The 17,747-nt window shown below is 72.3% G+C and carries 16 protein-coding genes; 2 read left to right on the top strand and 14 right to left on the bottom strand.

Going from position 1 to position 17,747, the window contains the following annotated elements:
• Positions 1-2: 2 nt before the first annotated feature.
• From ACFXOA_RS04290 to ACFXOA_RS04265, 6 genes are all read right to left on the bottom strand, one after another.
• A complete protein-coding gene (locus tag ACFXOA_RS04290) occupies positions 3-257 on the bottom strand; it encodes an acyl carrier protein (RefSeq protein WP_385022244.1) in 255 nt (84 codons plus the stop codon).
• Positions 238-1,764, bottom strand: coding sequence for a class I adenylate-forming enzyme family protein (locus ACFXOA_RS04285; RefSeq protein WP_385022241.1), 1,527 nt, complete (start codon positions 1,762-1,764; stop codon positions 238-240). The genes ACFXOA_RS04290 and ACFXOA_RS04285 overlap by 20 nt, the downstream gene beginning before the upstream one ends.
• The gene (locus ACFXOA_RS04280; RefSeq protein ID WP_385022239.1) at positions 1,751-2,692 is read right to left on the bottom strand and encodes an ACP S-malonyltransferase; all 942 of its coding nucleotides are present in this window, start codon (positions 2,690-2,692) and stop codon (positions 1,751-1,753) included. The genes ACFXOA_RS04285 and ACFXOA_RS04280 overlap by 14 nt, the downstream gene beginning before the upstream one ends.
• Before the next feature lie 107 nt (positions 2,693-2,799).
• On the bottom strand, positions 2,800-3,597 hold the full coding sequence (locus tag ACFXOA_RS04275; protein ID WP_385022236.1) for an ABC transporter permease: 798 nt from the start codon (positions 3,595-3,597) through the stop codon (positions 2,800-2,802).
• Positions 3,594-4,493, bottom strand: coding sequence for an ABC transporter ATP-binding protein (locus ACFXOA_RS04270; RefSeq protein WP_385022233.1), 900 nt, complete (start codon positions 4,491-4,493; stop codon positions 3,594-3,596). The genes ACFXOA_RS04275 and ACFXOA_RS04270 overlap by 4 nt, the downstream gene beginning before the upstream one ends.
• Positions 4,494-4,856: 363 nt before the next feature.
• Positions 4,857-5,240 (bottom strand): cold-shock protein, encoded by a 384-nt coding sequence (locus ACFXOA_RS04265; RefSeq protein ID WP_073743882.1) that lies wholly within the window; start codon positions 5,238-5,240, stop codon positions 4,857-4,859.
• Positions 5,241-5,405: 165 nt separating this feature from the next.
• Here ACFXOA_RS04265 and ACFXOA_RS04260 point away from each other — a divergent pair, with 165 nt between their 5' ends.
• Complete coding sequence (locus tag ACFXOA_RS04260; RefSeq protein WP_385022230.1) at positions 5,406-5,642, top strand: hypothetical protein; 237 nt, start codon at positions 5,406-5,408, stop codon at positions 5,640-5,642.
• Between the two features lie 16 nt (positions 5,643-5,658).
• Here the strand turns inward: ACFXOA_RS04260 and ACFXOA_RS04255 are convergent, their stop codons facing one another.
• From ACFXOA_RS04255 to ACFXOA_RS04220, 8 genes are all read right to left on the bottom strand, one after another.
• The gene (locus tag ACFXOA_RS04255) at positions 5,659-7,305 is read right to left on the bottom strand and encodes a bifunctional aspartate transaminase/aspartate 4-decarboxylase (RefSeq protein ID WP_385022227.1); all 1,647 of its coding nucleotides are present in this window, start codon (positions 7,303-7,305) and stop codon (positions 5,659-5,661) included.
• A 33-nt stretch (positions 7,306-7,338) separates the two neighbouring features.
• Entirely contained in the window at positions 7,339-9,042 is a 1,704-nt protein-coding gene (gene aspT, locus ACFXOA_RS04250) for an aspartate-alanine antiporter (RefSeq protein WP_385022224.1), read from the bottom strand.
• The gene (gene aspT / locus ACFXOA_RS04245; RefSeq protein ID WP_385022221.1) at positions 9,043-10,719 is read right to left on the bottom strand and encodes an aspartate-alanine antiporter; all 1,677 of its coding nucleotides are present in this window, start codon (positions 10,717-10,719) and stop codon (positions 9,043-9,045) included.
• A 290-nt stretch (positions 10,720-11,009) separates the two neighbouring features.
• On the bottom strand, positions 11,010-11,627 hold the full coding sequence (locus ACFXOA_RS04240; protein ID WP_385022218.1) for an HAD family hydrolase: 618 nt from the start codon (positions 11,625-11,627) through the stop codon (positions 11,010-11,012).
• Between the two features lie 52 nt (positions 11,628-11,679).
• Positions 11,680-12,594, bottom strand: a complete 915-nt coding sequence (locus tag ACFXOA_RS04235) for an SDR family oxidoreductase (RefSeq protein ID WP_385022215.1) — start codon at positions 12,592-12,594, stop codon at positions 11,680-11,682.
• Positions 12,595-12,781: 187 nt separating this feature from the next.
• Positions 12,782-13,330 (bottom strand): TetR/AcrR family transcriptional regulator, encoded by a 549-nt coding sequence (locus tag ACFXOA_RS04230; RefSeq protein WP_385022212.1) that lies wholly within the window; start codon positions 13,328-13,330, stop codon positions 12,782-12,784.
• A 14-nt stretch (positions 13,331-13,344) separates the two neighbouring features.
• Positions 13,345-13,926: a sugar O-acetyltransferase gene (locus ACFXOA_RS04225; RefSeq protein ID WP_385022209.1), complete on the bottom strand. Its 582-nt coding sequence runs from the start codon at positions 13,924-13,926 to the stop codon at positions 13,345-13,347.
• Positions 13,927-14,009: 83 nt separating this feature from the next.
• Positions 14,010-15,170 (bottom strand): hypothetical protein, encoded by a 1,161-nt coding sequence (locus tag ACFXOA_RS04220; RefSeq protein WP_385022207.1) that lies wholly within the window; start codon positions 15,168-15,170, stop codon positions 14,010-14,012.
• Positions 15,171-15,233: 63 nt separating this feature from the next.
• On the opposite strand from ACFXOA_RS04220, the gene ACFXOA_RS04215 reads away from it, so the two are divergent.
• Complete coding sequence (locus ACFXOA_RS04215) at positions 15,234-17,705, top strand: helicase C-terminal domain-containing protein (RefSeq protein WP_385022204.1); 2,472 nt, start codon at positions 15,234-15,236, stop codon at positions 17,703-17,705.
• The last annotated feature ends 42 nt before the right edge of the window (positions 17,706-17,747 follow it).

The following is a 17,747-nucleotide window of genomic DNA, read 5'->3' as shown; positions in this document are numbered from 1 at the left end:
CGTCAGCTCCCGGCCGTCGCGGGCAGCGACGCGGCGAGGCGGGCCTGCACCGAGCGCCACAGGCCGGCCGACGAGGTGAGGGCGGGGTCTGCGAGCGCCTCGGGGTCGACCTCGATCCCGAAGCGCTCCTCGACGGCCATCACCAGGGCGACGGTGTGCAGGGAGTCGACGCCGAGGTCGACGAGCGGGGTCTCGGAATCCTTGACGGTCACGGAGCAGATCTCCTCGACGAGCTGGTCAAACTGCGACTGGTTCATGGGTGGTCCTCGTCTGTGCGAAGGGGGGCGTGTCCGTCTCCCGGGCGTGGGCCGGGGAGTCGATCAGGCGCTGGGTGGCCGTGCGGTCCGGCTTGCCGTTCGCGGTCAGGGGCACGGAGTCGAGCGGGATGATCAGGTCGGGCAGCCGGGCACGGTCGAGCCGGTGCGCGAGGTGGGCGCGGATCTCATCCGGCGTCAGACGGCTGCGTACCGCGAGCCGCAGCGGGCCGTCCTCCGGTTCGGGCTTCAGGGCGACCGCGGCGGTCACGCCGGGGACGCACTCGGCGGCGTTCTCGATCTCGGTCAGTCCGATACGGACACCGCGGCGCTTGATGATGTCGTCGTCGCGGCCGACGAAGTAGAGGCGGCCCTCCTCGTCCAGGTAGCCCTGGTCGCCCGAGTGCAGTTCGAGTGATCCGTCCGGGCGCCGGACGAATCGGTTCTGCTCCTCCGTGGGGATCCCCCAGTAGCCGTCCATCACGGTGGTCCCGTGGACGACGATCTCGCCGGTCTCGCTGGGTCCGAGGGTCCGCTTGTCCGGTCCGACGATCCGGACGTGGTCGCCGGGGATGGGCCGGCCGACCGAGTCGGGGTGGGCGGCGTACTCGGCGGGGTCCAGGATCGAGATGCGCTTGCACTCGGTCATCCCGTACATCGAGGCGAACTCGGAGCCGGGGAAGACCTCCAGCAGTTCGGCCATCACCGCCCGGCCCGGCCGTGCTCCGGTGTTCGTGAACAGCCGGACCTTGGTGGGCCTGCGGAGCTTGCGCTGGAGCAGGGTGAGGATCTGTGCGAGCGAGGGCACCAGGGGGACGACGGTGAGACCGTGCCGCTCGATGAGCCTCAGCAGTCCGACGTCCTGGGCCCGGCCGGTCAGCACCAGCGTGCCGCCGGTCAGCGCGCAGAGCAGCGCCTGGTAGAGCCCGTAGTCGAAGGAGAGCGGGAGCCGGCAGAGCACCACGTCGTCCGGGCGGTAGCCCAGGCAGGCGTTGACCGCGTGCAGCGCGGCGGTCATCTGCCGGTGCGGGCAGACGACGCCCTTGGGGCGGCCCGTCGTCCCCGAGGTGTAGATCAGCATCGCGACGGCGGTGTCCGGCAGTCCGGCAGGACGTGGATCGGGTGCGGCGTCCTCGATCCCGCGGGCGGCCGCCTGCGCGGTGACCGTGTCCGCGGCGCCGGCTCCCGCGCCGGGCGGGCAGATCGCCAGGGCGGCGGCGCAGTCCGCCACGATGGCGGCGGTCTGCGTGTCCGTCAGCTCGGGATGCACGGGGACGAAGACCGCGCCGACGCGGAGGGTGGCGTAGAACAGGGCGAGGAAGGTCCGGTCGTTGCCGCCCGCGTAGACGACCCGTTCCCCGGTGGCGACGCCCCGGCCGCGCAGCCATCCGGTCGCACGGTCCACGGCGGCGCCGAGCTCGCCGTAGGTCCAGCTGCCGTCGCTGTCGATGACGGCGGGGTGTCCGGGGCGCTCGGCGCGCGGACGGTCGAGGAGGTCAGACACCAGCACGGGCCGGCTCCGTTCTCTCGGTGTCGAGCCGGGCGGCCGCCTTCGCCGCGTCCCTGGGCGTGTTCAGGGACACCACGTCGTACGCGGGGTACCTGCGCTTGAGGATTCCGGCGAGGGTGCGCGCGGGCGGCAGCGAGAACACCGCCCGCGGTGCGCTGCGGGCCAGGGAGTCCATGCACAGGTCCCAGCGCACCGGCCGCACCACCTGCCCGACGAACCGTCGCCGCACCTCGTCGGGTGAGGTGACCGCCGCTCCGTCGGCGTTGGAGAGGAGGATCTGCCGCGGTGGGGCGAACCGGGTGGCCGCGGCCGCCTCGGCGAAGACCTGCCGGGCCTGCTCCATGTACGGGGTGTGGAAGGCCCCCGCCACCGGCAGTTCCCGGACGGTGGTACCGCTCGGCGGCCCGGCCAGCAGCTGCCCGATCCGCTCCGACTCGCCGGCGGCCACGATCTGGCCGGGGCCGTTGTACGTGGCGGCGCTCAGGCCGAGGCCGGAGAGGTGGGCGAGCACCTCCGGCTCGTCCCCGCCGACCACCGCCGCCATGGAGGTCGGTGTACCGGCGCATGCGTCCGCCATGGCCCTGCCGCGCACGGCGGCGAGGCGTACGGCGTCGGAGGGCTCCAGGACCCCCGCGTACACGGCGGCGGTCAGCTCCCCCACGGAGTGGCCGGCCACCACGGCGGCCCCGTCGGGCAGCCGGCCCGTCAGGGCGCCGTGGGCCAGCAGCCCCTGGGCGACGAGAAGCGGCTGGGTGTTCTCCGTCCGTGCGATCTCGGCCGCGGAGGCCTTCGTGCCGAGGTGGGCCAGATCGCACCCCGAGGCCTCGGACCACTGCCGCACCGCGGCGGCGCACTCCGGGTCCCGGAGCCAGCCGGCCAGCATGCCGGGGGTCTGTGACCCCTGGCCCGGCGCGATGATTGCGAACATTTGTTCTATCCCCCCTGTGTCGAGTACCCCTGCGCGGCCCCCACGGCCCGCGATCGATCGGTGAAGAGACCGCAGCTCCCGGACGCGCTGCCGTCGTACGGACGCCCCTACTGGCGGCCGGTGCTCCTGGCGAACCTGCGGACCGCCATGAAGGAGAAGGCCGCGAACCAGGCGACGACGTTGATCACGGCGCCGGTGAGGCTGGAGTGCTCGCCGCTGAAGGAGTAGCCGTCGGTGAGGGCGTACCGGGCGAGGGTCGCCACCCCGTACATCGGGGTGTAGCGCGAGATCTCCAGCATGATCCCGCTGAGCGGGATGAACAGGTCTCCGAGGAACGCGAGCGCGGTCATGGTCAGGCCGGGCATATGCATGACCACGTCGGGCTTCATGGCCAGCCCCATCGCGATACCGAGCGCGGCGAAGACCGCCGCTCCCAGCCAGGCGACGAGCAGGGCCGTCACCCAGACCTTCACATCGGCCCGCGCCCCGGTGGCGAGCCCCAGCGCGCCGACGATGATCACCGGGACCCCGGCCATCAGCACCGAGCACAGCACCTTGACGAGCAGATAGCCCGGCGGGGTCAGCGGGCTCAGCGCGATGGTGCGCATCCACCCCACGGACCGCTCGACCGAGATCGTGGCCGCCGAGCTGATGGCGGCCGTCCCGGCGCCGTACACGGCCAGACCGCACATCATCCACGCGGCGAAGTTGCCGTGCGGGAGCGTGGCGTCGTCCGGGCCCGTCCGGAACAGGGCGAGGTAGAGCACCGCCGGCAGCAGCAGGGTGAAGATCGTCGTCTGCCGGTTGAAGCGCCGGCGCAGTTCGTAGCCGATGAACGTGGCGTTGACCCCGCCGAACACCGAGGCGCGGGAGCCCGTCTCCGTCTGTGCGAGCGTGGTGGTCACAGTCCCTCCCGGGCGCCGCGGTCCTGCTGGGTGATGGCCATGAACGCCTCTTCGAGGCTGCGCGGGGTCACTTCGATCTCGCTCGCCCGCGTCTGCGCGACGAGCAGCCGCAGCACGGCGTCCGAGTCGGAGCAGTCGAAGAAGTGACGGTCACCGCGCACCGTGCAGGAACGGACACCTGGCGCGGAGGCCACCGTCCGGGCGTCCTGCGGCGTGATCACCGCGGATACCGTGCGCCCGCTGGTCGCCGCGCGCACCGACGAGGCCGAGCCGTCGGCCACGACCGCACCGTGGTCGATCATCACCACCCGGTCGGCGAACTGGTCCGCCTCCTCCATGTAGTGCGTGGCGAACATGACGGTCATGCCCCGCCCGGCGTCCTCCCGGACGGCCGCCCAGAACTCCCTGCGGGCCGCCACGTCCATCCCCGCCGTCGGCTCGTCCAGCACGAGGAACTCGGGGTCGGAGAGGAGGGCGACCGCGAACCGCAGCCGCTGCTGCTCCCCGCCGGAGCAGGCGGAGACCTTGCGGTCCCGCAGCTCCGTGACGCCGGCCCGGCTCATGCACCGCTCGGGGTCGGCACCGGGGTACAGCGAACCGAGCATGTGCACGGTGGCCCCGACGGTCAGGTCGGGAAGCAGCCCGCCCGACTGCATGACGGCGGCGACCCGGCCGGAGCGCACCGCGTTCCGCGGCTCCTGCCCGAAGAGTTCCACGGTGCCGGAGTCGGGCCGGGTCAGGCCGAGGAGCATGTCGATGGTCGTCGACTTCCCGGCGCCGTTCGGGCCGAGGAAGGCCACGATCTCACCGCGCCGGATGCGCAGATCCAGCCCGTCGACTGCGGTGAAGTCCTCGCCCTTGGCGTTGGAGAAGCGCTTGACGACCGTGCCGAGCAAGGCGACGTCCTCCGGCGCACCTCCTCCCGCTGAGGGGCGGACTCGGGATTCGGTCATCATCGGAAAGCCTCACGATTCGGTCGACGCCTGCTGGCGGAAAACACTCTTCCGCGCGTCGCTATCCGTCCGGACCGGAGCCGCTACTCCCCGCCTATCCGCCGCCTCTCCCCCCGAGGCCGAGGAGGGTCCACCGGGGCCGGGCGCACGGAGAAGGCCGGGTACCCACCGCGTGCGGTGGGTACCCGGCCTGTCGTGTCCCGGTCCCGGTCCGGCCGGATCGGAGCGGTCGTCGTACGGCGGAAGCGTGCGGGGCCACGAGCCGCGCCGGAGGCCGGACCGTCCGGACCCGCCCCGGTCCGTCCGTCAGACGTCGAGCTGGTCCGCGACCGCCCTCAGCAGCCCCGCGATCTTCGCCCCGGCGGCCTTGTCCGGGTAGCGGCCACGCTCCAGCATGGGCGTGATGTTCTCCAGGACCGTCGTGAGGTCCTGGACGATCGAGGCCAGCTCGTCCGGCCTGCGCCGCTGCGCGGCGGCGACCGAGGGCGTGGGGTCGAGGATCACGACGGACAGGGCCTGGTCACCGCGCTGGCCCGCGACCACACCGAATTCGACCCGCTGTCCGGGCTTGAGCGCGTCGACGCCGGCCGGGAGCACCGAGGAGTGGACGAAGACGTCGGCGCCGTCGTCCCGCGAAAGGAAGCCGAAGCCCTTCTCCGAATTGAACCATTTGACCTTACCCGTGGGCACGTCTGTCCTCGTCCTCGTACTCGTCGGTGTGCGGGTGAGCCGTGAAAGGGCTCCGGATAGCAGTACAGCGGGTCCGTGACCCGCCAGGTCCCAGGCTAATGGGCAGGGGGCCGGAGACAAGACGTCACCGGTTTGTTCCACCGAGCTGGGAACTACCCTGGCCGGGTGAGTACTACTCCTTCAGGCTCGGGCGACCGCCTCGTACAGGTCGGCGCCGTCGTCTTCTTCATCGGCGCGCTGGCCACACTGGTCACCGTGGCCCCCCTGTTCCTGGGCACCGACCCGTTCCCGCCCGTCGCCTACGCGGTGTGCATGCTGATGGGGGTGGGCTTCCTGATCGCGGGCGCCGGGGTGGTGCGCTCCGTGTGGAAGGACTCCCCGAAGCGGGCCGCGACGAGGTAGCGGCCCGCCGCGGGCGTCACGCCGTCCGCCACTCCTGTGCGTAGTCGTCGAAGATGACGCGCAGGTGGTGGCCGATCTTCAGGTAGTCGAGGTCGTCCAGGTTGGCGAGCGACACCCGCACCGACCACTCCGGCCCGTCGAAGCCCCCGCCGTTGAGCAGCACCACGGAGGTCTGCTCGGCGAGCCGGAAGAGCGGGTCGACGGGCTCGTAGTTGCGCTGGAGGAAGTCGGCGAACTCCTTGCCGTGGACGCGTTCGGCCTCGGCCAGCAGATCGAGCTCGATGTAGTACGCGGCGCGCTTCGAGTCGTCCGAGATCTTCATGTGGACGCCCTCCAGGAGGAGGTCGAGCCGCTGGCGCACAATGGCGCGAATCCGGTGCTTGTAGTCCTGGCCCTCGTCCAGCATGTCGAAGAGCGAGAAGAGCGACATCATCACCTGCTGGGGCAGGGAGAGCCCCGCGGTGTGGTTGAGCGCCACCTGCCGGGAGTCCGCGACGAGCCGGTCGATGAAGCGGAGCTTCCCGGGATCCAGCGTCAGCGTCCCGTACCGCTTCTCCAGCCTCGCCTTCTGCTCCGGGGACTGCGCGTCCAGCATCGCGTCGATCACGTTGTCGTCGTGCAGCCCGATCACACCGAGCCGCCAGCCGGTCGCCCCGTAGTGCTTCGAGTACGAGTAGACGAGCAGGGTGTTGCGCGGCAGGTCGGCGGCGAGTGAGCGGAAGCCCTCCACGAAGGTCCCGTACACGTCGTCGGTGACGATCAGCAGATTCGGGTTGCGTTCGCCGACGATGGAGACGATCTGCTCGGTGACCCTGGTGGAGAGCGCCAGCGAGGGCGGGTTGCTGGGGTTGACGCAGCAGACCATCTTCACGGACGGGTCGGCGAGCTTCTCGATCTCCTCCGTCGGGTAGCGCCACTGCCGCACCCCGGTCTCGGTGAAGAGACTGGCCTCCACGTGCACCACGTCGAAGCCGTAGGTGTCCAGCTCCGGGATCTCCAGGTACGGGGTGAACACCGGGACCATCAGGGCGATGCGGTCGCCCTTCTCCAGGATCCCGTTCTTCATCAGCGAGTCGAAGATGTAGCACATGGCCGCCGTCCCGCCCTCGGTGGCGAACAGGCTCATCGTCTGCCCCTCGGGCGGCCGGTGGTCGAACATCTCGTCGGCCAGGTACCCCCGCACGATCAGTTCGGTGTGGCGCAGGATGCGGTCCGGCACGGGGTAGTTGTCCCCGATCGAGGCGTCCGCCAGCTCGTGCACGAAGGCGTCGGGCACGAAGCCGAAGCGCCGCACCGCCAGGTCGACGCACGCCTTCAGCAGCTCGATGCCCGGCAGGGACGGGTTCGTACGGACGAACCGCTCGAAGCGTTCCGCGCAGCCCGACTCCTCCGGCATGCCTCCCAGGTTGTCGGCGGTCCACACCCGCCGGGACTCGCTGAGCGCGAAGTAGCCGAGCGCGTGGTACGCCTCGCGGGGGCCGGTCGCCACCCAGTTCGGGTTCCCCCGGCCGGCGTTGAGCATCGCCTGGGCGGCCATGCCCTTCTGGCCCGCCTTGTCGCTCTGCGCCTCGGTGGCGATCTGGATGAACTTGTCCTTCAGCTCGAAGGGGGAGAGCTGGGCGAAGGACCGGATCTCCTCACGGCTGAGTCTCGTCTTCGGCATGGTGGTCTCCGCTCCCGTGCTGGTCGTGTCGGGTCAGTGGTTGAGGATGACGATCACGGCGCCCCACACCGTCAGCAGGACGTTGCCGACGGCGTACGGGATCGTGTAACCGAGGGTGGGGATCTGGGATCTCGAGGTCTCGTTGACGGCGCCGATCGCCGCCGTGGTGGTCTGACCGCCCGCCAGGACGCCCATCAGCACCGGGAACCGGATCTTCTGCACGTGGTGCCCGACCAGGAATCCCACGATCAGCGGGACGACCGTGGCGACGGCACCGAGGACCAGGAGTCCCCAGCCCGCCGAGGAGAGACCGCTGGTGAAGCTCGGCCCCGCGTTGATGCCGACCACGGCGACGAAGACGCAGAGGCCCAGCGTGTCCATGAACCACTGGGCCCCGGGCGGAACGTTTCCGTACGTCGGGTAGCGCCCGCGGATCCAGCCGAAGACCAGGCCCATGATCAGCCCGCCGCCCGACGTGGACAGGGAGATCGGCACCCCGCCCGCGGTCAGTGCGGGGATGCCGATGCAGCCGCCGAGGAAGATGCCGAGCCCCACCCAGACCATGTCGGTGGCGAAGCTCGTGGGCACCGGTTTGCCGAGTTCCTTCGCCGCCGGGCCGACCAGCCGCTCCGGCCCCGTGAGGATGACGGTGTCGCCGCGCTCCAGGCGGGTGGAGAGCCGGTAGGGGAACTCCGATCCGGACCGGTAGAGCTTGTCGACGTACACCCCGACCATGAAGGGCTCCCGGCGCAGTTCGTCGATGGTCCGGCCGAGCTGCGCCTTCTCCGAGGCGACCACGTGCAGCGTCTCGGTGCGGTAGCCCAGCAGCTCGACGTCGTCGGTCTCCGCGCCGATGTGCGTACGCGCGTCGAACGCGACCAGGTCGCCCCTGATCGCGCTGACCGCGACGATGTCGCCCTGCCGGATCGTGCGGGACTGGTCGGGCTCCAGGACGGTGCCCTCGCGGCGGACGCCCGTGAGGTAGACGCGGCGGCCCAGTTGCTTCTGCTGGTCCTCGATGTCCGCGACGGACCGGCCCACCAGGTCGGGCCGCTCCACGCGGTAGGCGCGCAGCACCACCTCGTAGTAGCCCTCGCCCTCGTCCGGGCTCACGTCCGGGGCGTCCATCTCGGCGGCGAGCTCGGCGCTCTCCTTCGCCAGGTCCCGGCGGTAGAGCTTGGGCAGGACGTTCGCCAGCAGCATCGCGCACAGGATGGTGCCGAGCGGGTACGTCACCGCGTAGCCGACGGCCACCAGGTTCTGCTCGGACTTCGCCTCGGCGGACGACAGTCCGGGCAGGGTCCCGATGGCGTCCTGGGCGACGCCGATCGCGGCCGACTGGGTGAGCGCCCCGCTCATGAGCCCGGCGCCGAGGCCGGGCCCGTATCCGAGGAGTTCCGCGAACAGCCAGGAGACCAGCAGCCCGGTCACGCAGACCACGACCGCGTTGACCACCTGGGGCAGTCCGTCCTTCTTCAGTCCCCGGAAGAACTGCGGGCCGACGCGGTACCCGAGGGCGAACAGGAACATGATGAAGAACAGGTTCTTCACCGTGTCGTCGATCTCCACCTCGAACTGCGCGCCGAGCACGAGCCCGACGACCAGGCACCCGGTGACCGCGCCCAGGGCGATCGTCCGGTAGCGGACCTTGCCGAGCAGGAACCCCAGCGCGATCACGACGAAGACGAGCAGCTCGGGGTGCGGCTGGAAGATGTTGCGGTTCAGGAAGTCGATCATTCAGGCCCCCAGTACCCCGACGAGGATCGGACCGGTGAGCGGCAGCAGGAAGTTGGAGAGGGTGTACGTGATCGTGTAGCCGAGCAGCGGCACGGAACTCTGGGCCACCTGCGTGACGGAGGTGATCGCCGGGGTGGAGCACTGCTGACCGGCGATCGCGCCGATGAGGAGCGGCTTCTCGATCTTCAGGAACTTGCGCCCGACGATCAGCGAGATCGTCGCCGGGACGAGGACCATCGCGATGCCGGCGAACGGCAGCAGCGCCCCGTACTCCTTGAGCAGCGGCCATGCCTGGGGTCCGGCCGCCAGCCCGGTGCAGGCGATGAAGACGGCCAGCCCCATGTCCTTGAGGGTGCTCGCGGCCTGCGGCGGGAACGCCCCGAAGGTCTGGGAGCGGGAGCGGAACCAGCCGAAGAGCAGACCGGAGATCAGGCAGCCGCCACCGGTGCCGAGGGAGAGGGGGACGTCCCCGGCGTTGACGACGATCTGGCCGAGCAGGGAGCCCGCGACGATGCCGAACCCGATGTAGACGAAGTCGGTGGAGTCGTTCTTCACGACCGCGCCGAGCTTCTTGACCAGCCGGTTGAGCCCGCCACGGGCGCCGACCAGGGTGAGGACGTCGCCGCGTGCGAGGACCGTCTCCCCGCTGGCGGGCAGGTGCTGCTCGTTGCGCAGGACGTCGGTGACGTAGACGCCGTCCTTGCGGAACTCCGGGTGGCGCTTCTGCAGCCGGTCGATGGTGGCGCCGATCGTCTCCTTCTCGGTGACGGCGACCTGACTGGTGGCCAGTGGGGTGTCCAGTCCCGGAACGGCAGGCGTCTCGGGCCCGATGTCCCGGCCGGCGTCGATGATCGCCGACCGCAGGCCGACGACCTGGACGAGGTCGCTGAGCGTCAGCTCGAGCCCGGGGTCCGGGGTGAGCAGCTTGCTGCCCCGCTTGACGCCCTCGACGGTGATCCGTCCGCCGTAGGCCGCCTCCAGGTCGCCCACGCTCCGCCCGTCCGCGAGGGTCACGAGATAGGTGCGGCCGACCATGCCCGGAAGGGCCTCGCGCTCGTCGGACTCCAGCCCGGACGAGCCGCCGCGCATCTTCTCCCAGAGCTGACGCGAGGCGTCGGCCAGGTTGATGCGGAGGATCATCGGCATGATCTGGCTGGTGTACAGCACGATGGTGATCAGCCCGAAGAGGTAGCAGACCGTGTACGCGGTGGCCACGTGCCCCTGGTACTCGTTGACCTGGTCGGCCGTCAGGTCGCCGAGCTTGCCGATGGCCTCCGTCGCCGTACCCACGACGGCGGACTCGGTGGCCGCTCCCGCGAGGATGCCGGACGCCGTGCCGACGTCCAGGTCGAAGGCCTTGGCCAGGCCGTAGGCGATACCGAGCACGCAGACCAGCTCGATGAAGCAGAGCGTGAAGAAGCGCAGACTGCCACGGTTGAGGTTGGCGAAGAACTGCGGGCCGGCCATGTAGCCCAGCGAGAAGATGAACAGCGCGAAGAAGACGTCCTTGACGTCGTCGTCGACGCTGACGTGCTGGGCTCCGAGCAGCAGCGACACGATCAGCGTGCCGCAGATGCCGCCGAGGGCGATGGGGCCGAACCGCAGCTTGCCGACGAGGTAGCCGACGGCCAGGCAGAGGAACAGGGAGAGGGCGGGATTGTCACGGAGAACACCCACCCCGGCTCACCCGCCGATCGGGTTACGCAGGTATGTAAGGGACATAAGGGCGAAATTAACAGCAGCGCGGGAGGGCAGCACCCTCACGGCGCCCGAACGCCTGATGCCGTGCCGCACGGTTCCGGCGGCGGCTCCCCTGATGCCTCAGGGGGTGCGGGGAGGCGGCGGGTTCCGGGAAGGGCGGCGGATTCCGGGGATGCGCCCGGGGAGGGCGGCGGGTTCCGGGATGCGCCCGGGGAGGGCGTCCGGCCCCCGGCTCCGAGGGCCGGAGGGGCAGTCCGCCGCGCGCGTCACCCGGCCAGGTGTCCCCGCAGCCACTCCGGGAACGCGGTGAGGTCCGGCAGGACCACGTCGGCGCCCGCCGCGCGCAGCTCCGCCTCGTCGCACGGACCGGTCGGGACGGCGACCGACAGGGCCCCTGCGGCACGCGCGCCGCGCACGTCGCCGGTGTGGTCACCGACGTAGATCCGGGCGCCGTGTTCGAGCAGTGCCTCGGCCTTGCCCTCGGCCCAGAGCCCGCCGATCAGCAGGTCCGCCCCGATGGAGAGGTGGGCGAGGTGGAGTTTGGCGTTCGGCTCGTACTTGGCGGTGACGACCATGGCCCGCCCGCCGAGCGCCTGAACGGCGTCCACGGCCTCCCGGGCGCCGGGCATCGCGGTCGTCGGCGCGATCGCCGTGTCCGGGTAGATCGCCCGGTACCGGTCACCGGCCGCGGCGACCTCGCCGGCGGGGAACCAGTTGGCCATCTCCTGTTCGAGCGGCGGGCCCAGCCTGCTGACCACCAGGTCGGTGTCTATGTACACGCCCGTCTCGGCGGCGAGCTGCTCGTAGGCCGCCTTGATGCCCGGCCGGGAGTCGATGAGCGTCATGTCGAGGTCGAAGCCGACCGTCAGGGTGTGTGAAGGCATGGACCCATTGTGCCGAGTGCCCCGGGCGGGGCGGCGGGGCGTCCGCCGGCGGTCAGCGGTAGCCGCTCGCGTCGGCGGGCAGCCCCGGCTCCTGGACCTCGACGAGGTAGCGCCAGGCGTCGGGCCTGCTGCCGTCGAGGTCGGTGAACCCGTACTCCCGCGCCAGCCCGCCGCTGGAGAGCGACTGCCCGTTCCACCGGCTCACCTCCGGGTCCGCGGCGAGTGCGGCGACGGCCCGCCCGGTGTAGGAGGGCGACTCGGAGACGCAGAAGTGCGGTACGGACTCCAGGGCGTCCCGCCAGGTGTCCTCGGTCACCCCGAAGTGTTCGAGCATGATCTCCGAGCGCATCCATCCCGGGGTCAGCGCCACCGCCGTGGCGCCCCGGGGGCCGAGCTCGTGCCCGAGCGAGAACCCCATCCGCAGTACGGCGGTCTTGGCGAGGTCGTAGAAGAAGGAGTTCCGGTACCGGTCGCGGTTGTACTCGGCCGTGCCGTCGGTGACCTCGACCACCAGCCCGCCGGGGTTCCGCAGCAGGAGGGGGAGCGCGTGGTGGCTGGTGATCGCGTGCGTCTCCACGGCCAGCCGCAGCAGCCTCAGCCCTTTGTCCAGGTCGTGCTCCCACACGGGGGTGTCCCAGGCGAAGAGGTGCTCACCGCCCCAGATGTCGTTGACGAGCACGTCCAGCCGGCCCTGCTCGGCGGTGATCCTCTCCACCAGCGCGCGGACCTGCTCGGGGACCAGGTGGTCGGTGGGGACGGCGATGCCGTGGCCTCCCGCCGCCGTCACCAGGTCGGCGGTGTCCTCGATGGTCTCGGGCCGGTCGTACTCCGATCTCCGGGCCCGGGTGCTGCGTCCGGTGACGTACACGGTGGCCCCGGCCGCGCCGAGCTCCACCGCGATCCCCCTGCCCGCTCCCCGCGTCGCCCCGGCGACCAGGGCCACCTTCTCCCGCAGTGCCGTTGCCATCCGTGGCCTCCAGATCCGTGCGCCGTCCCGGCACGGTTCGGTGCGCCGGTCGGCACCATGCTGTCGTGGAAACCGGACATCTTGTGTCGCCGTTCGCCGTGTGTCCCCGCGCTCGTCGGAGACGTGCGGGAGGCGCACGGCCTGCGGGGCACGGGGTCAGGTCCGTGCCCCGCAGGCGGTCTTGGGGTCAGCGGCCGCCCGAGGTCAGCCGCTGAACCGCCTGCCGCGTCAGTTCGCGGCTGGACGGTTCGGTGTCGAGGGCCCGGTGGAGGGCCAGCCCTTCGATGAGGGCGTCGAGCTGACGGGCCGTGTCCGGGTCGAAGAACCGCTCCAGCAGCCGGCGGCTGCGGTTCATCCACGCGTGGGTGAGCTCGCGGTACTCGTCGCGGCGGGCGGCCAGCGTGTAGAGCTCCTGGGTAAGGACGAGGTCGCGCCGGGGGCCCTCGGAGAGGATGTGGATGAGGTCGGTGACCGCCTCCCGCGCCTCCTCGGGGGTGCCGGCCCGGCCCAGGTGGTCCTCGAAGACGGCGACGATCCGGTCGGCGAAGCGGGTGAAGGCCTCGCGCAGCAGCTCGTCGATGCCGTCGAAGTGGTACGTCATCGACCCCAGCGGGACGTCCGCGCGGGCGGCGACCTTGCGGTGCGAGACGCCGACGACCCCCTCCTCGGCGATCTGGTCGAGGGTGGCGGCGAGGATGCGCTCGCGGCGCTGCGGGTCGGTGCGTCCGGTGGCCATGGTGCCGTGCCTGTTCAGAGGGAGCGGATGACGCGGGCGGGGTTGCCCACGGCGACGACGTCCGCGGGGATGTCCCTGGTGACGACGGCGCCCGCGCCGATCACCGAGTTGTCGCCGATGGTCACCCCCGGGCACACGACGACTCCGCCGCCGAGCCAGACGTTGTCGCCGATGGTGATGGGCAGCGCGGCCTCCAGCTTGTCTCTGCGGGGGCCGGGCTCGACGGGGTGGGTGGGGGTGAGCAGCTGGACGTTGGGACCGATCTGGCAGTCCTCGCCGATGGTGATGCGGGCGACGTCCAGCGCGGTGAGGTGGTAGTTGACGAACGTCCGGGCGCCGATGGTGATGTTGCTGCCGTAGTCGACGAAGAGGGGCGGGCGCAGGTCGACGCCCTCGCCCACGGAGTCCAGGAGCTCGGCCAGGAGCGCCTTGGCGGCGTCGGCGTCCTCGGTGTAGGCGGCCTGGAAGCGGGCGGCGAGGCGCATGGCCCGCTGCTGCCTCTCCGCGATCTCCGGGTCGTCGGCGATGTAGAGGTCACCCGCGAGCATGCGCTCCAGGTTCGTGCGCGGATCGCCCGCGAAGTGGTCCGTCGACATGCGTACGATCGTACACTCAGAGGGTACGGACGTACACTCCCCTGCCTCCCCTTCCACGAGCGCGCGTCTCCTCGACGGCGCGCTCAGCCCGGCAGTCTGCGGGACCGCCACGCCAGGTAGAGGGCCGAGGAGATAGCCGCGACGCGCACCACCACCGGCCAGGCCTCGGTCATCGCGTCCCCCATGGCGCCCTCGGCGAGCGGTTCGCCCCAGCGGCCCTCCATCCGGCCCCAGAGCCAGACGAAGGCCCCGCCGACGACGACGCCCGGCAGACCGAGCGCGACCCACTTCGCCTCCGCGCGCGAGAACTTGCGCGAGCTGTACGCCAGCAGCCAGCCGCCCGCGAGCGCCAGCCACGAGCCGAGCACCGCGCCCGCCACCAGCAGTGCGGCGGCCAGCAGGAGCAGCGGATTCGAGAGGCGGGGCCGTGCGGCCACCTCCGCTCCGGCGACGGCCTTCGCTCGGCGGCGGCGCAGCCCCGGCATCGCCCGGGGGGCGGGCGCCGCGCGTTCGGCCTCCGCCGCTGTCCCGTCGGCTCCCTTCCCGTCGGCTCCCGGTTCGGGCTCCGCCGGGTCTCCCGGCGCGCGCGGCCCCGGGGGCTTCGGCGCGCTCGGCGCGCCGAACAGCTCCGGTCGCTCCAGGCCGCCCACGAAACCGGGCACCGCCGTGCCCGGTCCCGCCACGCCCGGCCCCATCGCCCCGTGCCCGCCGTGCCCGTCCGCGCCGAAGGGTCCCGGCTCGACGCGCCACCACTCGGGTTCGCCCTCCGGCGGAGCCTGGCCCAGCCCGGCCATGTGCGGGGCCGACTCCGACGGCCAGCCCGGAACAGGAGTCCCGGAATCCGGCCCCCCGGAGCCCCCGTCCCCGTCGCCCCTCCCCCCGGCCTCCGGCGACGCGCCCTTGCGCGGCACGTCCTTGCGGAACATCCCGCGCCGGGCCCCCGGCACCTCCGGGGCACCCTCGTCCGCCGCCGGCGAGGCCGTACGCGGCCCGGGCAACCGCGCTCCTCCGTCGCCCGACCCGGCCGCCGCGGCCACGACTTCGCCGGGCGCTCCGAGCCGGCCGAGGATGCGCCGGACCACGGCGGGAGAGTCCGAACCGTCCGTGCCGCGCTGCCGGTCGATCTCGCCCCGCAGCGTCGCGACGAGTCTCATCCGGTCGCCCGAGGACAGCTGTTGCCGCTGCGCCAGGTCACCGACCCGGCTGAGGTAGTCGTAGACAAGCTGGTCGCTCTCGATCCCCACGCGATGGTCCTCCTCCACCCGCCCTGCCCCGACGGTAGCGTTCCAGCCGCTACCGTGGGACGGATGGGGACGACCACACCACCGCGCACGCTCGCCGAAGCCCTGCGCGCCCGGGGCGACGAATCGCTGGCCGGGCTGCTGCGCGCCCGCCCCGACCTGCTCAGTCCCGTGCCGAACGACATCACACAGCTGGCCACACGGGCGGGCACCCGGGCCTCCGTCGTCCGGGCACTGGAGCACCTCGACCGCTTCGCCCTGCAGACGGCGGAGGCGCTCGCCGTCGCACCGGACCCGGCCCCGTACGACACGCTGCTGGCCCTCCTCACCGGGGACGGCCAGGAGGACGGCGCGGGGCGCGACGGCGCGGGCGCCTCGATCACCGCCGCCCTTCCGGGCGCGTTGGCGACCCTGCGCGAACAGGCCCTGGTCTGGGGCGAGGACGCCCGTCTGCACCTCGTGCGCACCGCGCGCGAGTTGCTGTCCCCCTCTCCCCAGCACCCCTCCCCCACCGGCCTGGGGCCCACCGTCGCCGAGGCCACCGCCGGGATGTCACCCGGGAGGCTTCAGGAGATCCTGGCGGCCGCCGGGCTCCCCCCGACCCATGACCCGGTGTCAGCGGTCGGCGCGCTCGCCGAACTCTTCACGGACCGCACGAGGATGGCGGAACTGCTGGACACCGCGCCGGTCGAGGCGCTGTCCGTGCTCGACCGGCTGGTGTGGGGACCTCCGTACGGGGAGGTCACCCCGAACCCGGCCCCTCCCGTCCAGTGGCTGCGCGACCGCGGGCTGCTGCTTCCCGTGTCGACGCGCACCGTCGTCCTGCCCCGCGAGGCCGCGCTCCATCTGCGGGCGGGCCGCGCCCACCGGCTGCCCGAGCCGGTACCACCCGCGCTCGTGGCGATGGCCGAGCGCGATCCCCAGGCTGTGGACAGAGCCGCCGCCGGCCAGGGATTCATGGCCCTGTCCACCGTCGAGGAGCTGCTGAAGCTCTGGGACGACGGCGGCCCCGCCATCCTGCGCGCCGGCGGCCTGAGCGTGCGCGAGCTGAAGCGCACCGCCACCTCGCTGGACGTCACCGAGCCCGTCGCCGCCTTCTGGATCGAACTCGCCTACGCCGCCGGTCTGCTGGCCTCCGACGGCGAGACCGACGAGCGGTACGCGCCGACGCCCGCGTCCGACGAGTGGCTGGACCTGGCCGCCCAGGACCGCTGGACCCATCTGGCCACAGCCTGGCTGGCCGCCACCCGGACGGCGGGCCTGATCGGCGGTCAGGACGCCAAGGGGCGGGCGCTCTCCGCGCTCGGCCCGGACCTGGACCGGTCCCCCGCGCCCGAGGTACGCCGCCGTGTCCTCGCGCTGTTCGCCACCCTCCCGCCGGGCACCGCGCCCGACCCGCAGACCCTGCTCGCCCGGCTCCGCTGGGAACGCCCGCTGCGCGGCACCGCACCGGGCGGGGCCTCCGGCCAGGGCGAGGCCACCGACCTCCGCTCCCGGATCGCCCTGTGGACGGTCAACGAGGCGGAACTGCTGGGCGTCACCGGCCGCGGCGCCCTCTCGTCCCAGGCCCGCGCCCTGCTGGACGACGGCCCCGCCGAGGCCGCCTCCCTCCTCGCCCCGCTGATCCCCGAACCCCTGGACCACGTACTGCTCCAGGCCGATCTGACGGCGGTCGCCCCCGGACCGCTGGAACGCCCCCTCGCCGGCATGCTGTCGGTCCTCGCCGACGTCGAGTCCAAGGGCGGGGCGACGGTCTACCGCTTCACCCCGGGCTCCGTACGCCGGGCCCTCGACGCCGGGCAGGCCGCCGCCGACCTGCACTCCTTCCTGGCCACCCACAGCCGTACGCCGGTGCCGCAGCCGCTGAGCTACCTCATCGACGACGTGGCCCGCCGCCACGGTCATCTGCGGATCGGCGCGGCCTCCGCGTACGTACGCTGCGACGACGAGGCGGTGCTCAACGAGATCCTGGCCGACAAGCGTTCGGCCGCCCTGCGGCTGCGCCGGCTCGCCCCGACGGTCCTGGCCGCGCAGACCGACCCCGCCTCACTGCTCGACGGGCTGCGCGAGATGGGCTACGCCCCGGCCGCCGAATCCGCCGAGGGGGATGTGCTGATCACCCGCGCCGGCGCCCGGCGCACCCCTCCCCGCACGCCCCCCGTCCCCGTCCCCGAGGGGCCCCCGGTCCCGGACGCCACCCTTCTCGCCGCCGCGGTGCGCGCGGTCCGGGCCGGGGACAGCGCGGCGAGGGCCGTCCAGCGGGACGACCAGGACTCCCCCGCCGCAGCAGCGGGTTCGCTCCCCCGCACCACGCCCGCGGACACCCTGGCGACCGTGCAGGCCGCGGCGATGACGGGGTCCGCGGTCTGGATCGGGTACGTCAACGCGGACGGCGCGGCCAGCCAGCGGGTCATCGCCCCGGTCAAGGTCGAGGGCGGCTTCGTGACGGGGTACGACCACACGGCCGACGAGGTCCGCACCTACCCCCTGCACCGGATCACGGGCGTCGCCGAACTCGCCGACGAGCAGACGAACTGACGTCGCGAAAGCCGGGCGACCGCCGGACGGCGCGATGGCTAC

Source organism: Streptomyces sp. NPDC059166 (genome assembly GCF_042755185.1).
GTDB lineage: Bacteria > Actinomycetota > Actinomycetes > Streptomycetales > Streptomycetaceae > Streptomyces.
The sequence above is the reverse complement of the archived record's forward strand: the minus strand, read 5'-3'. Positions and strand labels throughout refer to the sequence as shown.

Excerpts from the sequence above, each read along its gene's own strand:
- ACFXOA_RS04290 (WP_385022244.1), bottom strand. The coding sequence starts at position 257 with ATGAACCAGTCGCAGTTTGACCAGCTCGTCGAGGAGATCTGCTCCGTG.
- ACFXOA_RS04280 (WP_385022239.1), bottom strand. The coding sequence starts at position 2,692 with ATGTTCGCAATCATCGCGCCGGGCCAGGGGTCACAGACCCCCGGCATG.
- ACFXOA_RS04255 (WP_385022227.1), bottom strand. The coding sequence starts at position 7,305 with ATGCCGAAGACGAGACTCAGCCGTGAGGAGATCCGGTCCTTCGCCCAG.
- aspT (WP_385022224.1), bottom strand. The coding sequence starts at position 9,042 with ATGATCGACTTCCTGAACCGCAACATCTTCCAGCCGCACCCCGAGCTG.
- ACFXOA_RS04240 (WP_385022218.1), bottom strand. The coding sequence starts at position 11,627 with ATGCCTTCACACACCCTGACGGTCGGCTTCGACCTCGACATGACGCTC.
- ACFXOA_RS04235 (WP_385022215.1), bottom strand. The coding sequence starts at position 12,594 with ATGGCAACGGCACTGCGGGAGAAGGTGGCCCTGGTCGCCGGGGCGACG.
- ACFXOA_RS04230 (WP_385022212.1), bottom strand. The coding sequence starts at position 13,330 with ATGGCCACCGGACGCACCGACCCGCAGCGCCGCGAGCGCATCCTCGCC.
- ACFXOA_RS04225 (WP_385022209.1), bottom strand. The coding sequence starts at position 13,926 with ATGTCGACGGACCACTTCGCGGGCGATCCGCGCACGAACCTGGAGCGC.
- ACFXOA_RS04215 (WP_385022204.1), top strand. The coding sequence starts at position 15,234 with ATGGGGACGACCACACCACCGCGCACGCTCGCCGAAGCCCTGCGCGCC.